Source organism: Mesorhizobium sp. WSM4844, assembly GCF_055811775.1.
In genome coordinates this window covers 1-20,629 of the sequence record NZ_JBVVQB010000032.1, presented here as the reverse complement: position 1 = coordinate 20,629, position 20,629 = coordinate 1, and the positions used below count along the sequence as shown (strand labels likewise).

The window sequence follows — 20,629 nt, the reverse complement described above, 5'->3', positions numbered from 1 at the left end:
TGTCGATTGGTCCAGCTTTTCACGTTATGGGCGCAAGGCTCTCCTCGGCCGGGCGCGGACATATTGGTCCAACGCCTGCCCGGCCTACGCCAGCGGCTTCAACTCCTGGGCGATCGTCGGCAGAAGTTCCGAGACATTCGGGTGGATGTGCATGGCCCGCGCGAGCGTGCTGACCGGCGCCTTGGCGTACATCAGATCGAGCACGCAGTGTATCGCCTCGTCGCCGCCGGGGCCGAGCACCGAACAGCCGAGGATTTCGTTGGTGTCGGCATCGGCCAGGATCTTCATGAAACCTTGCGTCTCGCCTTTCTCGACGGCACGGCCGACGCGGGTCATCGGCCGCTGGCCGACCAGCGCGCGGCGGCCGGACTTTCTGACCGCTGCCTCGGTCATGCCGCAGCGGCCGAGCGGCGGGTCGGTATAGAGCGCATAGGCCTCGATGCGGTCGCTCACCCTGCGCGGGTCGTTGTCGAGCAGATTGGCGGCGACGATCTCGTAGTCATTGTAGGAGGTGTGGGTGAAGGCGCCCTTGCCGTTGCAGTCGCCCATCGCCCAGATGCCGGGCACGCTGGTGCGCAGCTGGTCGTCGACGACAATGAAGCCGCGTTTGTCGACCTCGACGCCGGCCTTGTCGAGGCCGAGATCGTCGGTGTTGGGCGTCCGGCCTACTGCCAGCAGCACATGCGAGCCGACAGCCGGCGCCTGGCCGGCGGTGAAAGTCACGGCGATGTCGCTGCCCTGCCTGGCGAAGCTGATGTCGCCGGCGCCGAGATGTACCGTGATGTCTTCGTTCTCGAGGATGGACAGGATGGCGGCCGAGACATCCTCGTCCTCGCGGCCGATCAGCCGCGGGCTCTTTTCGATCACCGTGACCTGTGAACCGAAACGGCGAAACATCTGCGCGAATTCGAGCGAGACGTAGCTGCCGCCGACGACGACGAGGTGGCGCGGCAGTTCGTCGAGATCCATCATCGACGAGTTGGTCAGGAACGGAATGTCGTCGACGCCCGGCAGATCAGGCACCGAGGCGCGGCCGCCGGTGTTGATGAATATTTTTTCGGCGCTCAGCAGGTCGTCGCCGACGCGCACGGTATCGGCCGTCTCGAAGCGGGCATGGCCGCGATAAAGCGTGCATCTGTCCATGCCGGCAATCCAGCTTTCGAGGTTGCCGCGGGCGTCGTCCGACACCTTGTCCTTGCGGGCCTTGATCGCCTTGTAGTCGACGCCGACCGGACCGGAGAGTGTCACGCCGTAGTCGGCGGCGCGGCGGGCGAGATGCGCGGCATAGGCGCTGGCGACCATGGCCTTGGTCGGCATGCAGCCGGTGTTGACGCAGGTGCCGCCGACCAGCTTGCGCTCGATCAGCGCCACGCTCATGCCGGCCGCCGTCAGCCGGCCGGCGAGCGGCGGGCCGGCCTGTCCGGCGCCGATGATGATGGCGTCGAATGGCTTTGCCGTCATGCCACGGCCGCCACGATCAGCAGACCACTGAGGATCGCCACCGCGTCCTCGACGAGGGCGGCGGGCTGGTCCTTGCCGAAAGCCAGCGCCAGGCGTTTGCGCAGTTCGGCGCCGCCCAGCGTGCCGATAACCGCGCCGATGGCGCCGGCGATCAGGCCGCCGACGGTAGCGCCGCCGGTCGCGCCGATCACCGCGCCGGTGAAGGCGCCGACAGCGATGCGCGCGCCGAACTGCTGCGGCACCTTGCGGCTAGGCGTGGACGGCAACTGGTCGGTGACCAGTTCGGCAATGGCCAAGATGGTGAAGATGCCGACGGTGATCCAGTGGCCCATGAAGCTGGCCCAGGTTCCGGCGACCGGCAGCCAGCCAAGCCAGGCGCCCCAGGCGACGGCGGCGGGTGCGGTCATGGCGCGAAGGCCGGCAACGACGCCGATGAGAAGTGCAAGGATGTACAGCATGATTGATCCCTCGATCACACGGCCTGGGACAGCCCAGCCGGGGCAGGCTAGCATAGGTTCGGCATTTGACCAGAGGCCTGCGATCTCTGGCATTATACGATTTTCATGGAAACGATATTGAAACAGCAGGGTAGCGAAGCAGCGAGATAAGCACGGTCATTTAGCAGGAGGCGGATGCAATCGCGTATCGAGCGCAAAGGCTTCCTGGGTCCTCAGGGCATAGGCGCCCTTCGCGACGCTCGCCTCGAAGATCAGATTCCAGCTATTCTGGGATACTGCGCTCGGAATCACCACGAACCGGTGCCGTTTGAGAAGATCGTCGCCGAATGCCTGTTGCCCGGAGCTCGGAATGCCCGGACGCAGCCAGTTAGGGTTCGGAACGGCGGCAGGGTCGACGATATGCACATCCGTGACATCGCTGACTATCGCCGCCGTCATCACATGCGCGATCGTGTCGAGCGCCCTAAAACCTTTGTGGACTGCGACCTCGAGAATTGCCGTCGAAGGATCGATTGAGCAGTAGACCGCGCGCACGCCCCTGCTGTTCCATCGTCCGCCGACCCTGTATGCGCCCTCGCCACTGTCCCATGTCGGCGCGAACGCAGCCTGATCGAGACGCCAGCCAACGAGGTCGGAGCCGCCAAGCACCGCCGGTAGCGGCGTCATGCATAAACGCCGTATTCAAGCCGCTCGAGATAGTCTTGCACAAGCTCGACACCGGCCGGGGTTGCCAGAAGATCGATGGGACGGCGCTGGTCGAGCCCGATCGCCGGGCGCTCCAGCCATTGCTCGGCTTCCGCCTGTGAACCGAACACGTCGGTCGCTTTCGACAGGATCTCGGCGAATTTCCAGGTTCGTCCGCTCTGGTCCTGGCTGAGCGGCTTGGAGGGGGCGTCCTTACGACGCTGGTAGGTGCGCAAGCTCATGCCGACGGCCTTCTCGAGCGAATCAGTCTTCTGGATGAAGACGAGTTGCCCAAGCAGATGGTCCAGCGCCGAACCTGGCAGGCCGCGAACAAGCAACTCATGGGCGTCCAATGCGCTCCGGAGATGCCGCGACAGGATGCGGGCGCCACCGAGCAATCTGGCCACCTTCTGCAGTTCATTGTTTCTTGGCGCCGCAGGTGTTTTTTTCGATGCCGTCGCCACGGGCTCGCCTCCTAACGTCATCTGTCGCTTCAATATATGACAGGTGACGCGACGCTTTCAAGGGCGAGCAGGATCGAGAGCAGAGATAATGCTTCAGGTTTGCGCTGCCAGCGCCGACATCGACGGTGATTTCCAACATGAGTTGGAGCTATCTTGCCACGCGCTCCTGAGCGTTCTTCGAGAATTCGCGGCGGTACTGAGCGGGCGTGGTTCTGAGCCGCGCCGCAAAATGCTGGCGCAGCGAGGTGGCGCTGCCGAAGCCGGCCTCGAAGGCAACCGTGTCCATTGATTTTTCCGTTGCTTCCAGCAGCCGCTGCGCCAGCGCGACGCGCTGATCGGTCAGCCAGTCGCCGAAGCTGGTGCCGATTGTTTTCTGGAAGCGGCGCGTGAAGGTCCGGCGGGTGAGGCCGGCGGTAGCGGCGACACTGTCCAGGCTGTGCGTCGCGTGCAACGTCTTGCGCACGGTGTCGATGGCGTGGGTGAAGCGGTCGGCATTTTCGGTCCTGGCGATCGGACGCTCTATGAACTGCGCCTGCCCGCCCTGCCGATGAGGAGAAAGCACGATCTGCCGGGCAAGCCGGAGTGCCGCCTCCGCGCCATAGCGGGCCCGTATGATGTGGACACAGCAGTCGAGCCCGGCGGCGACACCGGCCGAGGTCACGACATCGCCGTTGTCGATATAGAGCACCTCCGGCTCGACGAGAATGTCGGGATAGAGGGCCTGCAGCTGGTCGGAAAAAGCCCAGTGCGTCGCGGCTCGCCGCCCCGAAAGCAGTCCGGTCGCCGCAACAGCGAACGTTCCCAGGCACAATCCGACAATCAGCGCGCCGCGCCGGTGCGCGCGACGCAGCGCCTCGATCAGTGCCGCCGGCGGTGGGACTTCGAGGTTCTTCCAGCTGGGCAAGATGACGATGTCGGCGTCATCAAGCGCGGAAAGCCCGTGCGGGACGCTGATGGTCAGCCCCGCATCGGTGCGGATCGGCCCGTCCTCAATCGCGCAGACCCGGAACTCGAAGCGCGGCAGGCCGAGCGTCGTGCGATCCTCTGCGAATACAAGGCAGGGCACTGAGAGGTGGAACGGGCTGATGCCATCGAAGGCGATGGCGGCAACGATCGGATCGGCCATGATAAGCACCATGAGAGTTTCCCGATTGTCCCAATTATTTCGAACTATGTCAATCGGGACACTTTTGCGGCCCGATGCCGAGTCTATCCTCGACCCATCAATGTCAACGGGAAAGGAAAGCCCCATGTCGGACTCAGCCAAAGGCAAAGCGCCGCGCCGTGCCCTCATCGTCGTCGACGTTCAGAACGACTATGACGGCGGCAATCTCGCCATCAAGCACCCGCCCTTCCGCGACACCGTCGCCAATGTGGCGCGCGCCATGGACGCGGCCGCCGAGGCAGGCGTCAAGGTGGTGGTCGTCAAGCAGTTGGCGCCGGAAACCTCACCGGTCTTCGCCAAGGGCAGCCATGGCGCAGAATTGCATCCCGAGATCGCGACGCGAAACCGTGACCACACCATCGAAAAGGCCTTGCCAAGCGCCTTCACCGGCACCGACCTCGAGGAATGGCTGCGCGCCAACGCTATCGATACGATTACGGTCATCGGCTACATGACGCATAATTGCGATCTGTCGACGGTCATCCACGCCGTCCATATGGGCTTTGCGGTCGAGTTCCTGTCGGATGCGACGGGGTCGCTGCCCTATGCCAACAGCGCCGGCTACGCCTCGGCCGAGGACATCCATCGCGTGGTGACGGTTGTCCTGCAGTCGCGCTTCGCCGCCGTTCTCAAGACCGCCGAATGGATCGACTGCCTGAAGACTGGCGTGCTGCCCGAGCGCGATACGCCCTACGCCTCCAACCAGCGCGCGCTGGCGCGGAGCGCCGCTTAGGCGAACTTGGATGTTCAGGCGTCTCCGGCGTTCCTTTACCAAGGACAATCGTTGAAATCAGCGCCGCCCCTCATTGCCCTGCCGGGCATTTCTCCCCGTATAGTGACGGGGAGAAAGATGCCGTCATCGCCGATTTCGCCAATCTACAGCGTTGCAGAATGCGTGCCGAGGTTGCGGCCAGCCCCTTCTCCCCGTTCACGGGGAGAAGATGCCGGCAGGCAGATGAGGGGCGGCGCCGACATTGAGAATTGGTCGACGCGCTGGTCGATCAGCCAGTCGCCGCGAGCCCTCAGAACAGGCCTTCGATCTGGCCCATCTCGTTCAGGAATATCTTCTCCGAGGACGGTGCCTTGGGCAGCCCGGGCATGGTCATGACCTCGCCGCAGATGACGACGATGAAGCCGGCGCCGGCAGACAGCCTGACCTCGCGCACCGGCACAGTGTGGCCGGTCGGCGCGCCGCGTAGGTTCGGATCGGTCGAGAACGAATATTGCGTCTTGGCCATGCAGACCGGCAAATTGCCGTAGCCGGCGTGCTCCCAGGCGTGGAGCTGGTCGCGCACCGATTTGTCGGCGATCGCTTCGGAACCGCGATAGATGCGCTGGACGATGGTGTTGATCTTCTCGAACAGCGGCATGGCGTCGGGATAGAGCGGCGCAAACTGCGAGGAGCCGGATTCGGCGAGTGTCACCACCTTGTTGGCGAGTTCCTCGATGCCGGCCGAGCCGTGGGCCCAGTGCTTGCACAGGATCGCCTCTTCGCCCATCGAGGCGACGTAGTTGTTCATCGCCCTGATTTCAGCGTCGGTGTCGGAATAGAAATGGTTGATGGCGACCACCGCAGGCACGCCGAACTGCCTGACATTCTCGATGTGACGGCCGAGATTGGCGCAGCCCTTCTTCACCGCCTCGACGTTCTCCTTGCCGAGGTCTTCCTTCTTGACGCCGCCATTCATCTTCATGGCGCGCACGGTGGCGACGATGACCGTGGCCGCCGGCTTCAGGCCGGCCTTGCGGCACTTGATGTCGAAGAACTTTTCGGCACCGAGATCGGCGCCGAAACCGGCTTCGGTGACGACATAGTCGGCAAGTTTTAGCGCAGTCGTGGTGGCGACGACCGAGTTGCAGCCGTGCGCGATGTTGGCGAAGGGGCCGCCATGGACGAAGGCCGGGTTGTTCTCCAGCGTCTGCACGAGGTTGGGCTGCATGGCGTCCTTGAGCAGCACGGCCATGGCGCCGTCGGCCTTGAGGTCGCGGGCATAGACGGCCGACTTGTCGCGGCGATAGGCGACGATGATGTCGCCGAGGCGCTTTTCCAAATCCTTCAGGTCGGTGGCGAGGCACAGGATCGCCATGACCTCCGAGGCGACGGTGATGTCAAAGCCGCCCTCGCGCGGAAAACCGTTGGCGACGCCGCCGAGCGAGCAAATGATCTCGCGCAGTGCGCGGTCGTTCATGTCCATGACGCGGCGCCAGACGACGCGGCGGATGTCGATGCCGAGTTCGTTGCCCCAGTAGATGTGGTTGTCGATCAGCGCCGAAAGCAAATTATGTGCCGTGGTGATGGCATGGAAATCGCCGGTGAAGTGGAGGTTCATGTCCTCCATCGGCACGACCTGCGCATAGCCGCCGCCGGCAGCGCCGCCCTTGACGCCGAAATTCGGCCCGAGCGAGGCCTCGCGGATGCAGACGATGGCCTTCTTGCCGATACGGTTGAGACCGTCGCCGAGGCCCACCGTCGTCGTCGTCTTGCCTTCGCCGGCCGGCGTCGGGTTGATGGCGGTGACGAGGATCAGCTTGCCGTCCTTGTTTGCCTTCACCGACTTGATGAACTCGGCCGAGATCTTCGCCTTGTCGTGGCCGTAAGGCAAAAGATGCTCGCTTGGAATGCCGATCTTCTGGCCGATCGCCTGGATCTGCTTCTTGTCGGCGGCGCGCGCGATCTCGATGTCGGACTTCACTTCGGCCATGGCGGCTTTCCTCTGGATTGGACGGTGGAGGGGACGGGTTTGATCAGTGTGGTCGCAAGCCTGTTCGAAACAGCCCGGTACTGCAGGCGAGGGCACTTTCTAGCCCTGTCGCTGCCGTGGCGTCAACTTGCATGCAACTATGTTTCCTCTAGAGAAAGACGGCTCTTGGTCGACCTGACCCGTATCTTCGCGGGTTGTCGCGCCGTATAGAAGCCAGAGCACGCGCCGTCCTGCCGTCTCAAAACAGCCGCGGAATGCACGGAATGCGACAGGGTTCGAGCGCCGGTCGGCGCTTCGAGCGGTCTCGCTAGAATGCGCCGATCTGGTGCATCAGCCCCAAGCCGTCAAGCTGGCCGAAATGTTCGACCACGATGCCGTTCTCGACGCGATCAATGTTAATCACACCAACCGAGACGCAATTTCCGCTCGGTGCGACGCCGTGGAAGGTGCCGGTGTGCGTGCCCTGAAAGCGACCGCGCGTGACCACCTTGTCGGCATCGCCGACAAAGTCGTCGATGACGTGATGGCCGTCGGGGAATCCAACAAAGAATTCGGTCAGGGATTTTCGCCAGTCATCGAAGCCGATCGGACTGGCGCTGGCGAGGTGAACGGCGAGATCCGGAGAGACCAGACCGGCCAGTTTATCCCAGTCTTGCGCATCGATCGTGGCATAGAAATTTCGAGCAAATTCCCGGATATCCATCGCGTGTCCTCGCTGGCTGCCGCCCACGGTTGAACGACGGCGCGACGATCAGGTTCCGCTCCTCGCAATGCGCAGCCGAACTGCTGCGACAGGACGTTGCCGATCTCGACCAGGGCCAGCGGTGATTCAAGCCAAGGCGTCTTTCACCAATCGCTTGCTTCACCGATCCAGGACAGACCTGACCTCGACGAGGTTCGATCGAACCCTAAGCACATAGAAACCCATCGTGGTGAGGTGGGTGGGCATGATCCAGCCATCCTCGCGGCCGTTGGAGATTATCAGAGGCTGGATGGCGAGCGCTGCCTTGAGCTGGCCTTCCACGCTGTTCCACAGCGGCGTGAGGCCGCGATTGTCGAGGATCTGCTGAAAATCGTGATGCGCCGCCGTCAGGATGCCGTAATAGCCGTAGAGCTGGCCGTAGGCGAACCAGAAGCGGTCGTCAGCGCGCGTGTCGAACCAGCCGCTGTTGAAGTTCTGCGAACGGTCGCGGATCAGGTCCGACGTCGAGCCTATGTCACTCGCGATCCGGTCGACGAACTGCAACAGATTGTCGGCGCGCGCGTTGAAGACAACCTCGCATTTCATGAGCCGGTCGTTGAAGGCGCGAAGGCTGTTCGCCGCCGTGCGATAAAAACTCGGCGTCGGGGTTTTCGGACCAAACGGCCTGAGGCCGAAATACCAGGTTTCCTCGTCGAAGGTGATCGCGCCGCGCGCATCCTGCAGGTTCTGGTCGATCTGGCTGGTGCCGCGGACGCGGCCCAGCGTGTCGACAAGCTCGACCGTGGTGCGCCGGATGGCCTGATTGACCCCGCGCTGGAAGGAGGCCTTGTTGTCGAGAAACGGCGTGCGGTCCCAGTCCATGCCGAAGAGCCCGAGCTTGTAGAGTATCATCGACGAGATCCAGGCATTCTCGTTGACGTTGAAATCGATGAGATCGGCCGTAACCTGGACAATGGCCGAGTGGGTGCAGGTCTTGACCTCTCCCTCGACGCCAGCGGTTTCCCCGGTGGCGGAAGGAGCGGGCTGTGCCGGCGTGGTTCCGGCCGGCTGCGTGAACCTATATGCTTCCGCATAGGCGGGATTGAAATTGCTCCAGACCTGCGTGTTCCAGATGAAATAGCCGTAGAGGCCGATCAGCATGAGCAGAGCGAGGCCGAGCACCGCCTTCAGGATCCAGCCGCGCTGCGTATACCAGCGCCCGGCCCACATGAACGGCCACAGGATCACGCCGACGGCGAAGCCGATGCCGCGGCCGATCCACTGGAATATCCGTGTGAAAAAATTCACGATCGGATCAAGCATGGCGATGTCACCCCTCGTCAGTCAGCCAAGTATTCGATAAGGTTAGGCATTCAATCGGTAAGGCCGTAGAGGCGTGTGCGAAACGCCACCTTGTCTTTCAGATATGTGGTTTTCAGAACGTCCACAACATGCGATCGCCAAGCGTCGCTGAAGCCGTCATAGTCCCTGTAAAAACCCGGTTTGTTGAAGACGTAGCGCGAGACGAAGTCCTGCGGCACGAAATCCGAGATCAGCTGGTTGGTCAGCCAGGCGTCGGGATGTCCGGGCTTGGCCCGGATCGTCAGGAAACGCTGCTGCGGGAACACGTCCTCGACCTTGAGATAGCCGAGGTGAGCGATCTCGCGCTTGGCGGCGTTGAGGAAAGGAAAATTGCCGTCCCTGGTGATCAGGTCGGCATGGCTGTGGATCCAGGTCTGCAGCCAGACCTTGTCGACGTCGGTCAGATTACGGTCGGGCTCGGCGTCGCGGATCAGCGCCCGCACCACCATTTCGGCGCGATGCTCGAGATAGCCTGATGTTTCGATCCACGAGGCCCGCGGCAGTTCGATGCGGCCGGTCGCGGCAAGGAACTTGAACACCCTGTCGGCATCATTGATCGAGAGGTAGCTCACCTGCCACGGCCGCGAGCGGCGGAAGCCGGGTGCTGCCGGGTCGCTGATCACCGTCGTCATGTCGGGGTCGATGAACACATAGAGCCCGCCGAAATGGCTGGTCCAATAGGCGCTGTGGCGAAAGATCACCTGATCCGGCACCAGCGCGTTCTCGCGGATGTCGCCGCAGATCTTGGCAAGCTCGACCATGCGGGTGAGCATGGCGCTGTCGCGCCAGGCGTCCGGCTCCTGCTTCAACCGGTCGACGAGCTTGCCGAGTTCGGCGGCTTTGCCGAGCACGTCCTCCGCCGACAGCACCTTGAACTCGACTTGGTTGATCGACAGCAGGTCCTCGATGTCGTCGACCTTGGGGACCGAATCCTCGATCTCGCCGTAGATGACATCCTTGATGGTCAGCGCGTCGATGGCGCGCTGGTTCGTCGACATGAACTCGAACATCAGCTGCGAGGTGTTGGAAAAGGCGGTGTGGACCACCGGCAGGTCGACCTGCGACGGGGTCAGGAGGATGAAGCGGCGATTGATCTCGTTGGGATCGAGGTAGCTGTAGTCGCCGCATTCCTCGGCCACTTGCGGCGAGAAGCCGGTGCGGTCGATCTCGAAGCTCTTCAGCTTCGTCGGCTTCAGGCCGAAGGCGACCAACGCCTTGTTGTAGCGCTGGATCAGATGTGGCTCGTCGATGGTCAGCAGCCGGCCATAGATCAGCTCGTTCTCGCGCAAAAGGTCGGACTTCCTGGCGGGGCTCATCTATGCCTTCTCCCCGTTCACGGGGAGAAGGTGCCCGAAGGGCGGATGAGGGGCGCGGGCATCCCTTCTCCCCTGGTGGGAGAAGGTGGATCGGCGCGCAGCGCCGAGACGGATGAGGGGTGCTGGACGGAGCGCCATCGGCGCCAAGCTGGAGCACCCCTCATCCGTCGCCTTCGGCGACACCTTCTCCCACAAGGGGAGAAGGGAGCGTCGGCGCGTCTCACGCATTCCACAGGCCCTTCTTCTTCAGCTCCTCGATCTCGCGGACCGCGCGGTCGCGCAGGCGGGTGTCGCGGATCATCTTGGTCACTGCGGCGTCGTCTGACTTGTCGGAATAGCGGAACTCCGAGTCGGCGTAGCGGTTGACCTCCTGCATGACCATGTCCATCGAGAACGGGCCGCGCAGTTCCTCGATCATCGCCTTCTTGTCGTCGTAGCTCTTGTGCATGAAGACTTCAGGCTTCTCGAACCATTCGTCCGGCAACTCGAGGTCCATGGCGCGCATCTTGATCGCATCGGTGACATTCTTGATGGCGCGGCCGGTGAAGCGCGGCTCGGCCTCCTTGATCATGTGCAGATAGGTGCCGATGTCGGCCATCGACTTCGGCGCGCCGTTCTCCTTCATGTAGCGCTCATAGACCTTCATCAGCCCGTCTTCCCTGGGCTTCTCGTGCTCTTCATAGGCCTCCATCACCGCGCGCTGGATTTCTTGGGCGGCATAGAGCTTGTGGTCGCCGAGCGGGATCTTGTGGTTCTTGCCGGCGAGCAGCACGAAGATGTCGATATAGTCGTCGCGCGTTTGGGGCCCATTGACCAGCCAGCGGGCGCCGGCGCGCTGGCGCAGCGCGTCGTCGACGTTTTCGGGATAGTTGGAGAACATGCCGAAGGAGCAGTTGCCGCGCACCACCGTGGCCGCACCCCCGAATGCGTCCATCAGGACGCCGGTGATTTCCTGCTGGCCGGCCGAGGCGCGATCGTCGGAGCGGCGGGCCGCCACCTGGTCGATGTCGTCGATGGTGCCGAAGCCGATGACGCGCGAGTTCAGCACATTGTTGATGAACTGGCGGCAGTTCTGGCCCGACTTGCCCTGGTAGGAGGAGATCTGGTCGACACCGAAATTCTCGTAGGCGAAGGGATAGCCGGCGACCTGGCAGTAGCCGTTGACGAGACCGGCGATCATCTGGATCAGCGTCGTCTTGCCGGTGCCGGGCGCGCCGTCGCCGATGAAGGTGAACAGGAAGCCGCCGAGCTCGACGAACGGGTTCAGCTCGCGCTCGAAGTCGTATGCCATCAGCATCTTGGCGAGCTTGACCGACTGGTATTTGGCGATGTGGTTGCCGACGACCTCTTCCGGCTTCTTGAAGGTCATTACCAGCGGCTTCGACCGCTTGCCCGGCGCGACGTCGAAGCCGTCGAGGGTGAAGTCGTCGACGTCGATGCGGATATGCGCATTCTCAAACGGACCAATGCCGTCGAAGCGGCCCTTTCGCGCCAAAAGCCCGTCGATGACGACACGGGCGAATGCGCGCGCCCGGGTCATCAGATCGGCGTCGTCCTTCGCGCCTGCTATCGCCCTGTCGAGGCCGGCCACGATCGATTTCACCGCGTCCTGCGGCGTGTCGAACAAAAAGTCCGGCTCGGGCGTGTCGTTCGGCGCCTCGCCGTCGCTGTCGATCAGCTGGAACAGATAGGAGGCGAGGCTGAAGGCCGAAATATAGGCCGAGGCCGACAGCAGCTTCTTGAAGGCGGCGGCCTCGTCGCCTTCGAGCGGCGCGCGGGCGTTTTTCGCCTTCAGGCTCTCGAGATCTGAGCCTTCGGCGAAGACATCGGCGATGGCCAGCGCGATCGCCAGCCCGCGCCGGGTGCGATAAAGCAGCATGTGCTGTGCAATGCTCAGCAGCTGGTCGTCGGGATGGACGGCGGCGACGGTCTTGGAAAGCTCGACCTCGCGCGTGCGGCGCACCGAGCCGACCGAGACGGTCGAGACGAAGCGGCGGTTGGTGCCGGCAAGCGCGGTTCCGGATTCCCGCGACGGGTCCTCCAGCACGACGATGCGGGTGATGAAGCTCTGCGCGGTGGCGCGGTGCTTTTCGATTGCCGCTTCCGAAATCGTGGTCAGGCCGGTGTCCATGAAGGATGCTCCGCGGTTTGACTGTCAGACGTCACTGATGACCTGTCCTTTGGACAGGATGTGGACCTTGTAGCCGGAAAAGATCTTCTGCGCCTCGCCGGCGGCGTAGAGCGCCTGATAGGCCTCATGCGGGATCAGCGCGTGCTTCTCGTAGCTCGACACGCCTTGTCGCGCCGCCTCCAGATCGTCGGTGTCGATGAAGAATTCCTGCGTCGCCTTCTCGCTCGAAAACAACCCCTTGCGACCTGGCTTTTCGGATTTCGAATAAACCTCCTGGATGGTCCAGGTCAGCAGCCAGGCGTTTTCCGGCTTGCGCACCTTGTCCAGAATGTCGGTCACCGTCGAATTGTTGTCGGTGATCCCGGCCGAATAGAAAGGCCCGAGCACGACGCGGCGCAGCTGCTTGGGGTGGAGTTGCTCGAAATCCTTGTCGAGGTTGACCGCGATCGTAGCCGGCGACAGCGTATAGGCGGAGTTCTTCTCGGTGAAGTCGTCGAAGCGGTGGGCAAGCTCGGGATTGAGCAGTCCTTCAACCGGAAGCGGAATGTCGACCTTTTCGTTGAGCTTGCCATTGCGGTCGACAAGCTGCCCGATCATCTCTTCGGAGGAATCCTCGACCGTCACCATGTAGACCAGCGGCAGGTTGGCGCTGCCGTCGAAGGCCGCCCAATGGGCGAGGTAGTAAGGCCGCCTGGTCTTCGGATTGACCGAGACTTTTGCCGTCTGCGCCAAGGTGAACGGCCCGAAGGTCGTCTCGCTCCTGACGCCTTCCAGATAAAGCCGCTCGGCCATCGACTTCTGCAGCGCCTCGGGGAATTCCTTGTGGCGCAGGATGAAGTCGGCCATTTCCTCGCGCAACTCGTCGGCCAGCGGTATGTTGGCGAGACGCGTATCGGCCTGGCGGCGGTCGTTTTCAAGTTCGAGCACGTTCTGGAAGACCGGAAAACCGCTTTCGGCGCGCGAGATGCGGAATGTCTCCATGAAGCCCAGCCGGTTGCGCCAGCAGGAAAACGAGTTGTCGAGCCGCGCTATGTATTCGGCGACGATCTTGGCGACGATGCCGTGCCGGTAGAGCGGCGAGCGATCGTCGCGCATGAACACTTCGAGGCCGCTGAGTGCCGCGGTGATCGCCGAGAAATACCGCGTTGCCGCTTCGTTTTCGGGGGTCATGCAGCCAGCCCTTGGGAGATATGCAGCAATTACGACTGCACGTAGTTTGCCGCATTGTGCTTTTTCAGCACGTCGTCGAAGCGGCGGGCAAAGGCATCGTCGGCCAGCTTCTTGCGGCGCTGGATGTCGGCGGTCGCCACCATGTTCTTCTCGTGCATTTCGAGGAGATCGCCAATGTGCTTCTGCGAGGCCGCGCCGATGCCGGCCATGGTTTCCTCGGCGGTGTTGTCGACCTGGCTGCCCAGCGTATTAATCTTGTGAGCGACGTCCTGCTGGGCGGCGGTCTTCAGCGAATCTTCCAGGGCCTTGTAGAGCACGATGCGCTGCTCGGTATCGATGGTCAGCTTGTTGATCAGCGTCGACTGCGCCGCGATCTGGTTGTTGAGCGAATCGACGAAGGTCTGGAACATCGAGGTGTAGCGCTCCAGGGTCTGGCTTTCGGCCAGCAGTTCCTGCTCCTTGGCCTGCTTCTCGTTGTACTCGGTTGCCAGTTTCGAACGCTCGCCCTCAAGCTCGGTGCGCTCCTTCTGGCTGGTCGAGGCGGCGATCTTGTTCTCGATGTCGAGCAGCATCGGATTGAGCTCCTCGATGCGCTTTTGCACGATCTCGAGATTCGACATGGTTGCCTTGCGGCGCTCGATCACCTGCGACAGGCTGGCCTCGGAGGTCTTATAACGCTGGTCGAGGATCTGCTTCTGCGCCTTGAGGATGCCGACGATGGTGTCGGATTTCGCCAGAAGCTCCTGCAGATTGCCGGCCAGCGACATGTTGCGGACGCGGTCGGTGCGCATGCGTTGCTTGCTCTGGTCGGAAAATATGCCGACGAAGCTTTCCCAGCCGGTGTAGTTCTTCATGCTCTCGAATTCGGCGCCGAAGACGTTGGTGGCGTCCTCCAGCCCGATGATCAGGTCGGCGATGTTGCCTTCCATCACCTTCTGCTGCTTCAGCACATCCTCGATGCGGGCGTTCTCGAGGTCGAAATTGGCGTCGCCGATCTTCCTGTCGGTCTTGGCAAGCGTGTCGAGCACGGCGCCGGACTGCTCGATCTTGGTGCGCATGTCCTGCACGACCTGATTGGTCTTGGCAATTTCGGCATCGAAATTCTGCAATGTCGCCATAGGAGCCTCCCGCTTCGGCAATTGTTCGTGTCGCGAACGCCGCGAATATATGTATGGCAAGGGGGGAAGGAAAGGCGGAAGATGCCGCGATATCTCAAACAAAACCCGACCCCATCGGCCTGCCTTCCACCGCTGGTGATTGGCGAAAAGCCGAAGCCGCACCCGATCTCCCCCGCAAGGGCCCGCAAGGGGGAGATCGGCAGCGTCGCCGACGGCGCTGCTCAGGCCTTGGTGAAGCCGATGAAATCGTCGGGCGCGGCGCGGCCCATTTCCTCTTCCCAATGGCGGCGGCAGAGCGAGACATAAACATCCTTGCCGATCGCCACCTGTTCGCCCTGTCTCGCCGCCTTGCCGTCCGCGCCGAGGCGCACGACCATCGTCGCCTTGCGGCCGCAGCGGCAGATGGTGCGCACCTCGCGCAGATCGTCTGCTATCGCCAGGAGCGCGCGCGAGCCGGAAAACAGCTTGCCCTGGAAATCCGTGCGCAGGCCGTAGCACATCACCGGGATGTCCAGCCGGTCGGCGATGCGGGCAAGCTGCCACGCCTGCTCCTCTTCGAGGAACTGCGCCTCGTCGACGAAGACGCAATGCACGGTCGTGTGGTCGTGATGCTCGGCGACCCTGGCGAACGGGTCGTCGCCGTCGCGGAACATCTCAGCCTCAGTCTCCAGGCCGATGCGCGACGAGATCAGCCCGGTGTCGCCCTTGCGGTAGTGGCCGGCGACGAACAGCATCGTCGTCATGCCGCGCTCGCGGTAATTGTAGGAGGCCTGCAGCAGCATCGTCGTCTTGCCGGCATTCATCGTCGCATAGTGGAAGTACAGCTTGGCCATGCCGCCCTTTTAAGCCGAGTTGTCCCAACGCGGGGAGGGGGCGTCCCGACGTTCCACCGGAAAAGCGCCTGGCCACCGGAAAAGCGGCGAATCTGTCGCTGGTCGGCCAGCCCGCGCCGTTGATCGCGATTGTCTTATCGCTTGAAACCGCACCAGAATGGTGTTTGGCTGACGAAACAAGGCGGAGACAAAACCGCAATTTCGCTTCGCCGACAGATCACAATGGGAGAATACAGATGTCGCGTATGAAACTACTCGCCGCCGGCTTCGGTCTGGCGGCATTTCTTTCGGCGAGCGGTGCACTCGCCGCCGAGCCGGAAAGCTGCAAGCCGGTGCGTTTTGCCGATGTCGGCTGGACCGACATCACCGCCACCACCGCTACCGCCAGCGTCATCCTCGAAGCGCTCGGCTACGAGCCCGACGTGCAGGTGCTGTCGGTTCCGGTCACCTACACCTCGCTGAAGAACAAGGACGTCGACGTCTTCCTTGGCAATTGGATGCCGACCATGGAAGCCGACATAAAACCCTATCTCGAAGACAAGTCGGTCGAGACGGTCGTGACCAACCTGGAAGGCGCGAAATATACGCTCGCCGTTCCACAGCACACCTATGATGCCGGTCTCAAGGATTTCGCCGATATCGCCAAATTCAAGGACAAGCTCGACGGCAAGATTTACGGCATCGAAGCCGGCAATGACGGCAACCGCCTGATCCTCGACATGATCGCCGCCGACAAGTTCGGCCTGAAGGATTTCGAGCTTGTCGAAAGCTCCGAGGCCGGCATGCTGTCGGCGGTGCAGAAAGCGGCCGCATCGGGCGAAGACGTGGTCTTCCTCGGCTGGGAGCCGCATCCGATGAACGCCAACATCAAGATGGCCTATCTGTCGGGTGGCGACGAGGTGTTCGGCCCGAATTTCGGCGGCGCGACCGTCGCCACCAATGTCCGGGCCGGCTACACCACCGAATGCCCGAACGTCGGCGCGCTGCTCAAGAACATGGTGTTCTCGCTCAAGATGGAAAACGAGATCATGGGTGCGATCCTCAATGACGGCGCCGACCCGAAAGCCGCGGCCACCGAATGGCTCAAGGCCAATCCGGACGCGATGACGCCATGGCTCGCCGGCGTGACGACCTTCGACGGTGGCGACGCCGCGGCCGCGGTGAAAACCGCACTGGGTTCGTAGCAAACTTACACCTCCCCCGTGTGGGGAGGTTCGGCGCGGCACGCGCCGCGGTTGGGATGGTTCGGAACGGAGCATAACCGTGACCATCCCACCCGGCTCGGCTGCGCGGTTCGGCCCACTCCGTCAGGGGAGAGGTGAAGAAGAATGAGGGGACATTTGCCATGGATCCGGTTTCGCAACTGATTTCGAGCTTCAAGATCCCGATCGGGCGGTGGGGCAAGACCTTCTTCGACTTTCTGACCACCAATTTCGAGTGGTTTTTCGACAGTATCGCCGACGGGCTAACCGTCGTTCTCGACGGGCTCGTCGATCTTTTGCTGCTCGTCCCCCCGGTCCTCCTGGTCGCCGCCATAGCCGGGCTTGCCTGGTACCTGCAGAAATCATGGAAGCTGGCGCTTGCTGTCGCGCTCGGCCTGCTCTTCATCGTCAACCAGGATCTCTGGCAGGAAACCGTCGAGACACTGGTGTTGGTCGTGGGCGCCGCTGCGGCCTCGATGGCCATCGGCGTGCCGATCGGCATCTGGGCGGCGCATAACGAGCGCGGCTACCGCTATCTCCAGCCGGTCCTGGACCTGATGCAGACCATGCCGACCTTCGTCTACCTGATCCCGGTGCTCATTCTCTTCGGCCTCGGCATCGCTCCCGGCCTCATCGTCACCGTCATCTTCGCTGCTCCCGCGCCGATCCGCCTGACGCATCTCGGCATCACCTCGGTGCCGAAACCGATGATCGAGGCCGGCGAAGCCTTCGGCGCGACAAAACGCCAACTGCTGTGGAAAGTCGAGCTGCCGGCGGCACTGCCGACCATCATGGCGGGGCTGACGCAGTGCATCATGCTCTGCCTGTCCATGGTCGTGATCGCTGCGCTCATCGGCGCCAACGGCCTCGGCAAGCCGGTGGTGCGCGCGCTGAACTCGGTCAACATCCCGCTCGGGCTCGAAGCCGGCCTCGCCATCGTCGTGCTCGCCATCATCCTCGACCGCATCAGCCGCATCGGCACGGGAGCCGCCAAATGAGCGCTGCGGTCGATTTCAAGAATGTCGACATCGTCTTCGGCGCGGCGCGCAAGGAAGCGCTGGCGCTCGTCGACAGGGGCGCGACGCGTCAGGAAATTTTGGAGAAGACCGGCGCCGTGCTCGGCTGTGCCGGTGCCAATTTGACCGTCAACGAGGGCGAGATTTCCGTCCTGATGGGCCTCTCCGGCTCCGGCAAATCGACGCTGCTGCGCGCCGTCAACCTGCTCAACGTGCCGGCGCGCGGCAACGTCATGGTCAAGGACGGCGACCGCATGGTCGATGTCGCTGCCTGCGACGCCGCCACGCTGCGCCACATCCGACAGACGCGGGTCGCCATGGTGTTTCAGCAGTTCGGCCTTCTGCCCTGGCGCACCGTCGCGGAAAATGTCGGCTTCGGGCTCGAGCTTTCCGGCGTGCCCGAAGCCGAGCGCAAGGCGCGCGTCGAGCGCCAGTTGAAGCTCGTCGGGCTCGACCAGTGGGCGTCGAAATACGCCCACGAGCTTTCCGGCGGCATGCAGCAGCGCGTCGGGCTGGCGCGCGCGTTTGCCACCGAAGCGCCGATCCTGCTGATGGACGAGCCGTTCTCGGCGCTCGACCCGCTGATCCGGACCAAGCTGCAGGACGAATTGCTGCAGCTTCAGGCCGAGCTGAAGAAGACCATCGTCTTCGTCAGCCACGATCTCGAGGAGGCGCTGAAGATCGGCAGCCACATCACCATCATGGAAGGCGGGCGCATCGTGCAGACCGGCGCGCCGGAAGACATCGTGCTGCGCCCCGCCAACGACTATGTCCGCGACTTCATCGCCAATGTGAACCCGCTCTCGGTGCTGACCGCCTGGAACGTGATGCGCGACCGCCGTGATCTCGACCACGGCGAGGACGGCTGGGTGTGGCTCGACCGCCGCAAGACGACGCGTTTCAAGATCGACGAGCACGGGCTGGTGGCGGCGGCCGAGCGCGATGGCAAGCCGGCGTTCTGGGTGTCGTGCGCCGATGTCGAGGCGCAGCCGGAGGAGACGACGCAGGTATTCTGGGCCAATCCCGGCACCTCGCTGAAGACGGTGATGCTGGCCATGCACCGCTCGCAGACCGCACCGGTGGCGCTGTTCGACGACCAGTCGCGCTTCGTCGGCGCCATCGGCATCAGGGACGTGCTGAGCGCGGTATTGCGGCGATAGTTGTTTCTAAACGGAACGGTCCGTATCGTTTTTCGCGGTCTGCGCTGGCTTGGCGGCGGTCCCATATAGGCACGGACTTGTGAATGGCCGCGCCCGCCGGGAAGGCGGTTTGCGGGCGGTTCAAAATGGACGATCGCTTTCGTCCATGTCAGAATAAAAGCGAAATTCTTGCGCACAGTTGCCGGTTCCGATGCCTGAGATCGTCACAAAACCCCGCACCAAGACGCGGCCGAAGATCGAACGCCCGAAGCTCTACAAGGTCATCCTCCTCAATGACGATTTCACGCCGCGCGAGTTCGTGGTGACGGTGCTCAAGGGCGAATTCAAGCTGAGCGAGGACCAGGCGCGGCGGGTGATGATCACCGCGCACCAGCGCGGCGTCTGCGTCGTCGCCGTCTTCACCAGGGACGTCGCCGAGACCAAGGCGACACGGGCGACCGATGCCGGCAAGGCCAAGGGCTACCCGCTGATGTTCACGACGGAACCGGAGGAGTAGTGCCGGCTTCCCCTCCTCCCTTGCTGCGGGAGAAGGTGGATTGGCGCGCAGCGCCAAGACGGTTGAGGGTACTGGACGGGGTGCGGTGATTGACAACTGCTCATCGCCGAGGCACGTTCGCAGCGCTGCGTAGGGCGCATCGGTATAACGTCGAAAGGGCAATGCCCGCCTATACTGTGACCACAGTTGCGCCCATGCCGAATCTCGAAAACCTCAAAAAGCAGGCCAAGCAATATTTGCGGTGGCACCGCGAACGGTACTATCCGGTCGCAGCCGAGATCAGGGCTGCGTTGCCACGCTTCCAGCATCTCGATGACAATCAGGTACTGGAAGCAAATTTTAAGCTCAGCGACGCGCAGGAACTGATCGCGCGTCAATCGGGGTTCGAGGGATGGCAGGCGCTCAAGACAGGAGCCCCAGCCATGACAGATCAGAAAAAACAGACCGTACCTGCACCCGTTCTGAGTTCAACCTCAGCGCAGTTGTTCGTCACCGACATCAAAGCGTCGTTCGAATTCTTCACCACCAAGCTCGGCTTCGAAGTCGACTTTGTTTACGGCGACCCGGCATTTTACGGACAGGTGACACGTGACAATGCGCAACTCGCGCTGAGGTTGGTTTGCGAACCTGTGTTCGTTGGCGATATACGGCAACGTGAACACCTGCTCTCCGCCGGGATCACAGTCGATACTGCAGACGAGATCAAACAGCTCTTTCTGAATTTTCAGGCCGCAGGGGTGCCCTTTCACCAAGTCCTCAGGAAAGAACCCTGGGGTGCCAGAAACTTCATTGTTATGGATCCAGACGGAAATCTCATTTTGTTTGCTGGCCCGGGTGACTGAGCCGTCTGCGTCGTCGCCGCTTCACAAGGGACGTCGCCGAGACCAAGGCGACTCGGGCGACCGATGCCGGCAAGGCCAAGGGCTACCCGCTGATGTTCACGACGGAACCGGAGGAGTAGCGCGCCCACTTCCCCTTCTCCCCCTGTGGGAGAAGGGGATTGGCGCGCAGCGCCAAGACGGTTGAGGGGTGCTGAACGGAGTGCCGTCGCTGCCAAGCTGGAACACCCCTCATCCGACCGAGCGGAGCCTGTCCTCGGGCTTGCCGGAGGCAAGACCCGTGGGCTCGGCCACCTTCTCCCACAAGGGGAGAAGGGGAAGGCGCGTCGCTAACGCCCCTCGCGGTACCACATCGAGCCCAATGCCAGAA

19 protein-coding genes and 1 pseudogene are annotated in these 20,629 nt (G+C 62.7%); 7 read left to right on the top strand and 13 right to left on the bottom strand.

Features of this window, described 5'->3' with window-relative positions:
• Nucleotides 1-84 precede the first annotated feature (84 nt).
• The 5 genes from AC0L2A_RS22710 to AC0L2A_RS22690 all read right to left on the bottom strand — a co-directional run bounded on the left by AC0L2A_RS22710 (nt 85) and on the right by AC0L2A_RS22690 (nt 4,193).
• Complete coding sequence (locus AC0L2A_RS22710; protein WP_473610749.1) at nt 85-1,461, bottom strand: FAD-containing oxidoreductase; 1,377 nt, start codon at nt 1,459-1,461, stop codon at nt 85-87.
• Complete coding sequence (locus AC0L2A_RS22705; protein WP_473610747.1) at nt 1,458-1,919, bottom strand: DUF4126 domain-containing protein; 462 nt, start codon at nt 1,917-1,919, stop codon at nt 1,458-1,460. Before AC0L2A_RS22705 ends, AC0L2A_RS22710 begins: the two co-directional genes overlap by 4 nt.
• Before the next feature lie 156 nt (nt 1,920-2,075).
• Nucleotides 2,076-2,585 carry an RES family NAD+ phosphorylase gene (locus AC0L2A_RS22700; RefSeq protein WP_287316667.1) on the bottom strand — a complete coding sequence of 170 codons (510 nt, stop codon included), beginning with the start codon at nt 2,583-2,585 and terminating at the stop codon, nt 2,076-2,078.
• Complete coding sequence (gene parS, locus AC0L2A_RS22695; RefSeq protein WP_473610746.1) at nt 2,582-3,067, bottom strand: type II RES/Xre toxin-antitoxin system antitoxin; 486 nt, start codon at nt 3,065-3,067, stop codon at nt 2,582-2,584. Before parS ends, AC0L2A_RS22700 begins: the two co-directional genes overlap by 4 nt.
• Nucleotides 3,068-3,215: 148 nt before the next feature.
• Nucleotides 3,216-4,193 (bottom strand): helix-turn-helix domain-containing protein, encoded by a 978-nt coding sequence (locus AC0L2A_RS22690; protein WP_473610792.1) that lies wholly within the window; start codon nt 4,191-4,193, stop codon nt 3,216-3,218.
• 124 nt (nt 4,194-4,317) lie between these two features.
• Here AC0L2A_RS22690 and AC0L2A_RS22685 point away from each other — a divergent pair, with 124 nt between their 5' ends.
• Nucleotides 4,318-4,965 carry a cysteine hydrolase family protein gene (locus tag AC0L2A_RS22685; protein WP_473610744.1) on the top strand — a complete coding sequence of 216 codons (648 nt, stop codon included), beginning with the start codon at nt 4,318-4,320 and terminating at the stop codon, nt 4,963-4,965.
• Nucleotides 4,966-5,254: 289 nt separating this feature from the next.
• Here the strand turns inward: AC0L2A_RS22685 and AC0L2A_RS22680 are convergent, their stop codons facing one another.
• The 8 genes from AC0L2A_RS22680 to AC0L2A_RS22645 form a co-directional block, all read right to left on the bottom strand.
• Nucleotides 5,255-6,934 carry a formate--tetrahydrofolate ligase gene (locus AC0L2A_RS22680; protein WP_473610743.1) on the bottom strand — a complete coding sequence of 560 codons (1,680 nt, stop codon included), beginning with the start codon at nt 6,932-6,934 and terminating at the stop codon, nt 5,255-5,257.
• A gap of 307 nt (nt 6,935-7,241) precedes the next feature.
• Nucleotides 7,242-7,664, bottom strand: a complete 423-nt coding sequence (locus tag AC0L2A_RS22675; RefSeq protein ID WP_473610742.1) for an ester cyclase — start codon at nt 7,662-7,664, stop codon at nt 7,242-7,244.
• A 132-nt stretch (nt 7,665-7,796) separates the two neighbouring features.
• Nucleotides 7,797-8,939: a DUF2333 family protein gene (locus AC0L2A_RS22670; RefSeq protein ID WP_091598492.1), complete on the bottom strand. Its 1,143-nt coding sequence runs from the start codon at nt 8,937-8,939 to the stop codon at nt 7,797-7,799.
• Nucleotides 8,940-8,989: 50 nt separating this feature from the next.
• Nucleotides 8,990-10,294 carry a DUF6638 family protein gene (locus AC0L2A_RS22665; RefSeq protein ID WP_091598489.1) on the bottom strand — a complete coding sequence of 435 codons (1,305 nt, stop codon included), beginning with the start codon at nt 10,292-10,294 and terminating at the stop codon, nt 8,990-8,992.
• Nucleotides 10,295-10,514: 220 nt separating this feature from the next.
• Complete coding sequence (locus tag AC0L2A_RS22660) at nt 10,515-12,425, bottom strand: AAA family ATPase (protein ID WP_091598483.1); 1,911 nt, start codon at nt 12,423-12,425, stop codon at nt 10,515-10,517.
• Between the two features lie 24 nt (nt 12,426-12,449).
• Nucleotides 12,450-13,595, bottom strand: a complete 1,146-nt coding sequence (locus tag AC0L2A_RS22655) for a hypothetical protein (protein ID WP_027151017.1) — start codon at nt 13,593-13,595, stop codon at nt 12,450-12,452.
• A gap of 29 nt (nt 13,596-13,624) precedes the next feature.
• A complete protein-coding gene (locus tag AC0L2A_RS22650) occupies nt 13,625-14,713 on the bottom strand; it encodes a hypothetical protein (protein ID WP_091598480.1) in 1,089 nt (362 codons plus the stop codon).
• A 221-nt stretch (nt 14,714-14,934) separates the two neighbouring features.
• Nucleotides 14,935-15,546, bottom strand: coding sequence for a thymidine kinase (locus AC0L2A_RS22645; protein WP_091598477.1), 612 nt, complete (start codon nt 15,544-15,546; stop codon nt 14,935-14,937).
• Between the two features lie 236 nt (nt 15,547-15,782).
• On the opposite strand from AC0L2A_RS22645, the gene AC0L2A_RS22640 reads away from it, so the two are divergent.
• From AC0L2A_RS22640 to clpS (AC0L2A_RS22615), 6 genes and pseudogenes are all read left to right on the top strand, one after another.
• Nucleotides 15,783-16,730, top strand: coding sequence for a choline ABC transporter substrate-binding protein (locus AC0L2A_RS22640; RefSeq protein ID WP_023799957.1), 948 nt, complete (start codon nt 15,783-15,785; stop codon nt 16,728-16,730).
• A gap of 161 nt (nt 16,731-16,891) precedes the next feature.
• Complete coding sequence (gene choW, locus AC0L2A_RS22635) at nt 16,892-17,746, top strand: choline ABC transporter permease subunit (RefSeq protein WP_023799956.1); 855 nt, start codon at nt 16,892-16,894, stop codon at nt 17,744-17,746.
• Nucleotides 17,743-18,924: a choline ABC transporter ATP-binding protein gene (gene choV, locus AC0L2A_RS22630; RefSeq protein WP_287220108.1), complete on the top strand. Its 1,182-nt coding sequence runs from the start codon at nt 17,743-17,745 to the stop codon at nt 18,922-18,924. Before choW ends, choV begins: the two co-directional genes overlap by 4 nt.
• 190 nt (nt 18,925-19,114) lie before the next feature.
• Entirely contained in the window at nt 19,115-19,420 is a 306-nt protein-coding gene (clpS, locus tag AC0L2A_RS22625) for an ATP-dependent Clp protease adapter ClpS (protein ID WP_027151022.1), read from the top strand.
• Nucleotides 19,421-19,614: 194 nt separating this feature from the next.
• Nucleotides 19,615-20,262, top strand: coding sequence for a VOC family protein (locus tag AC0L2A_RS22620; protein ID WP_473610791.1), 648 nt, complete (start codon nt 19,615-19,617; stop codon nt 20,260-20,262).
• Nucleotides 20,263-20,282: 20 nt separating this feature from the next.
• Nucleotides 20,283-20,381, top strand: a pseudogene (gene clpS / locus AC0L2A_RS22615) (ATP-dependent Clp protease adaptor ClpS); the annotation flags it as partial.
• Nucleotides 20,382-20,629: the final 248 nt, after the last annotated feature.

Excerpts from the sequence above, each read along its gene's own strand:
- AC0L2A_RS22710 (WP_473610749.1), bottom strand. The coding sequence starts at position 1,461 with ATGACGGCAAAGCCATTCGACGCCATCATCATCGGCGCCGGACAGGCC.
- AC0L2A_RS22705 (WP_473610747.1), bottom strand. The coding sequence starts at position 1,919 with ATGCTGTACATCCTTGCACTTCTCATCGGCGTCGTTGCCGGCCTTCGC.
- AC0L2A_RS22700 (WP_287316667.1), bottom strand. The coding sequence starts at position 2,585 with ATGACGCCGCTACCGGCGGTGCTTGGCGGCTCCGACCTCGTTGGCTGG.
- AC0L2A_RS22690 (WP_473610792.1), bottom strand. The coding sequence starts at position 4,193 with ATGGCCGATCCGATCGTTGCCGCCATCGCCTTCGATGGCATCAGCCCG.
- AC0L2A_RS22685 (WP_473610744.1), top strand. The coding sequence starts at position 4,318 with ATGTCGGACTCAGCCAAAGGCAAAGCGCCGCGCCGTGCCCTCATCGTC.
- AC0L2A_RS22680 (WP_473610743.1), bottom strand. The coding sequence starts at position 6,934 with ATGGCCGAAGTGAAGTCCGACATCGAGATCGCGCGCGCCGCCGACAAG.
- AC0L2A_RS22670 (WP_091598492.1), bottom strand. The coding sequence starts at position 8,939 with ATGCTTGATCCGATCGTGAATTTTTTCACACGGATATTCCAGTGGATC.
- AC0L2A_RS22665 (WP_091598489.1), bottom strand. The coding sequence starts at position 10,294 with ATGAGCCCCGCCAGGAAGTCCGACCTTTTGCGCGAGAACGAGCTGATC.
- AC0L2A_RS22660 (WP_091598483.1), bottom strand. The coding sequence starts at position 12,425 with ATGGACACCGGCCTGACCACGATTTCGGAAGCGGCAATCGAAAAGCAC.
- AC0L2A_RS22655 (WP_027151017.1), bottom strand. The coding sequence starts at position 13,595 with ATGACCCCCGAAAACGAAGCGGCAACGCGGTATTTCTCGGCGATCACC.
- AC0L2A_RS22650 (WP_091598480.1), bottom strand. The coding sequence starts at position 14,713 with ATGGCGACATTGCAGAATTTCGATGCCGAAATTGCCAAGACCAATCAG.
- AC0L2A_RS22645 (WP_091598477.1), bottom strand. The coding sequence starts at position 15,546 with ATGGCCAAGCTGTACTTCCACTATGCGACGATGAATGCCGGCAAGACG.
- AC0L2A_RS22640 (WP_023799957.1), top strand. The coding sequence starts at position 15,783 with ATGTCGCGTATGAAACTACTCGCCGCCGGCTTCGGTCTGGCGGCATTT.
- choW (WP_023799956.1), top strand. The coding sequence starts at position 16,892 with ATGGATCCGGTTTCGCAACTGATTTCGAGCTTCAAGATCCCGATCGGG.
- choV (WP_287220108.1), top strand. The coding sequence starts at position 17,743 with ATGAGCGCTGCGGTCGATTTCAAGAATGTCGACATCGTCTTCGGCGCG.
- clpS (WP_027151022.1), top strand. The coding sequence starts at position 19,115 with ATGCCTGAGATCGTCACAAAACCCCGCACCAAGACGCGGCCGAAGATC.
- AC0L2A_RS22620 (WP_473610791.1), top strand. The coding sequence starts at position 19,615 with ATGCCGAATCTCGAAAACCTCAAAAAGCAGGCCAAGCAATATTTGCGG.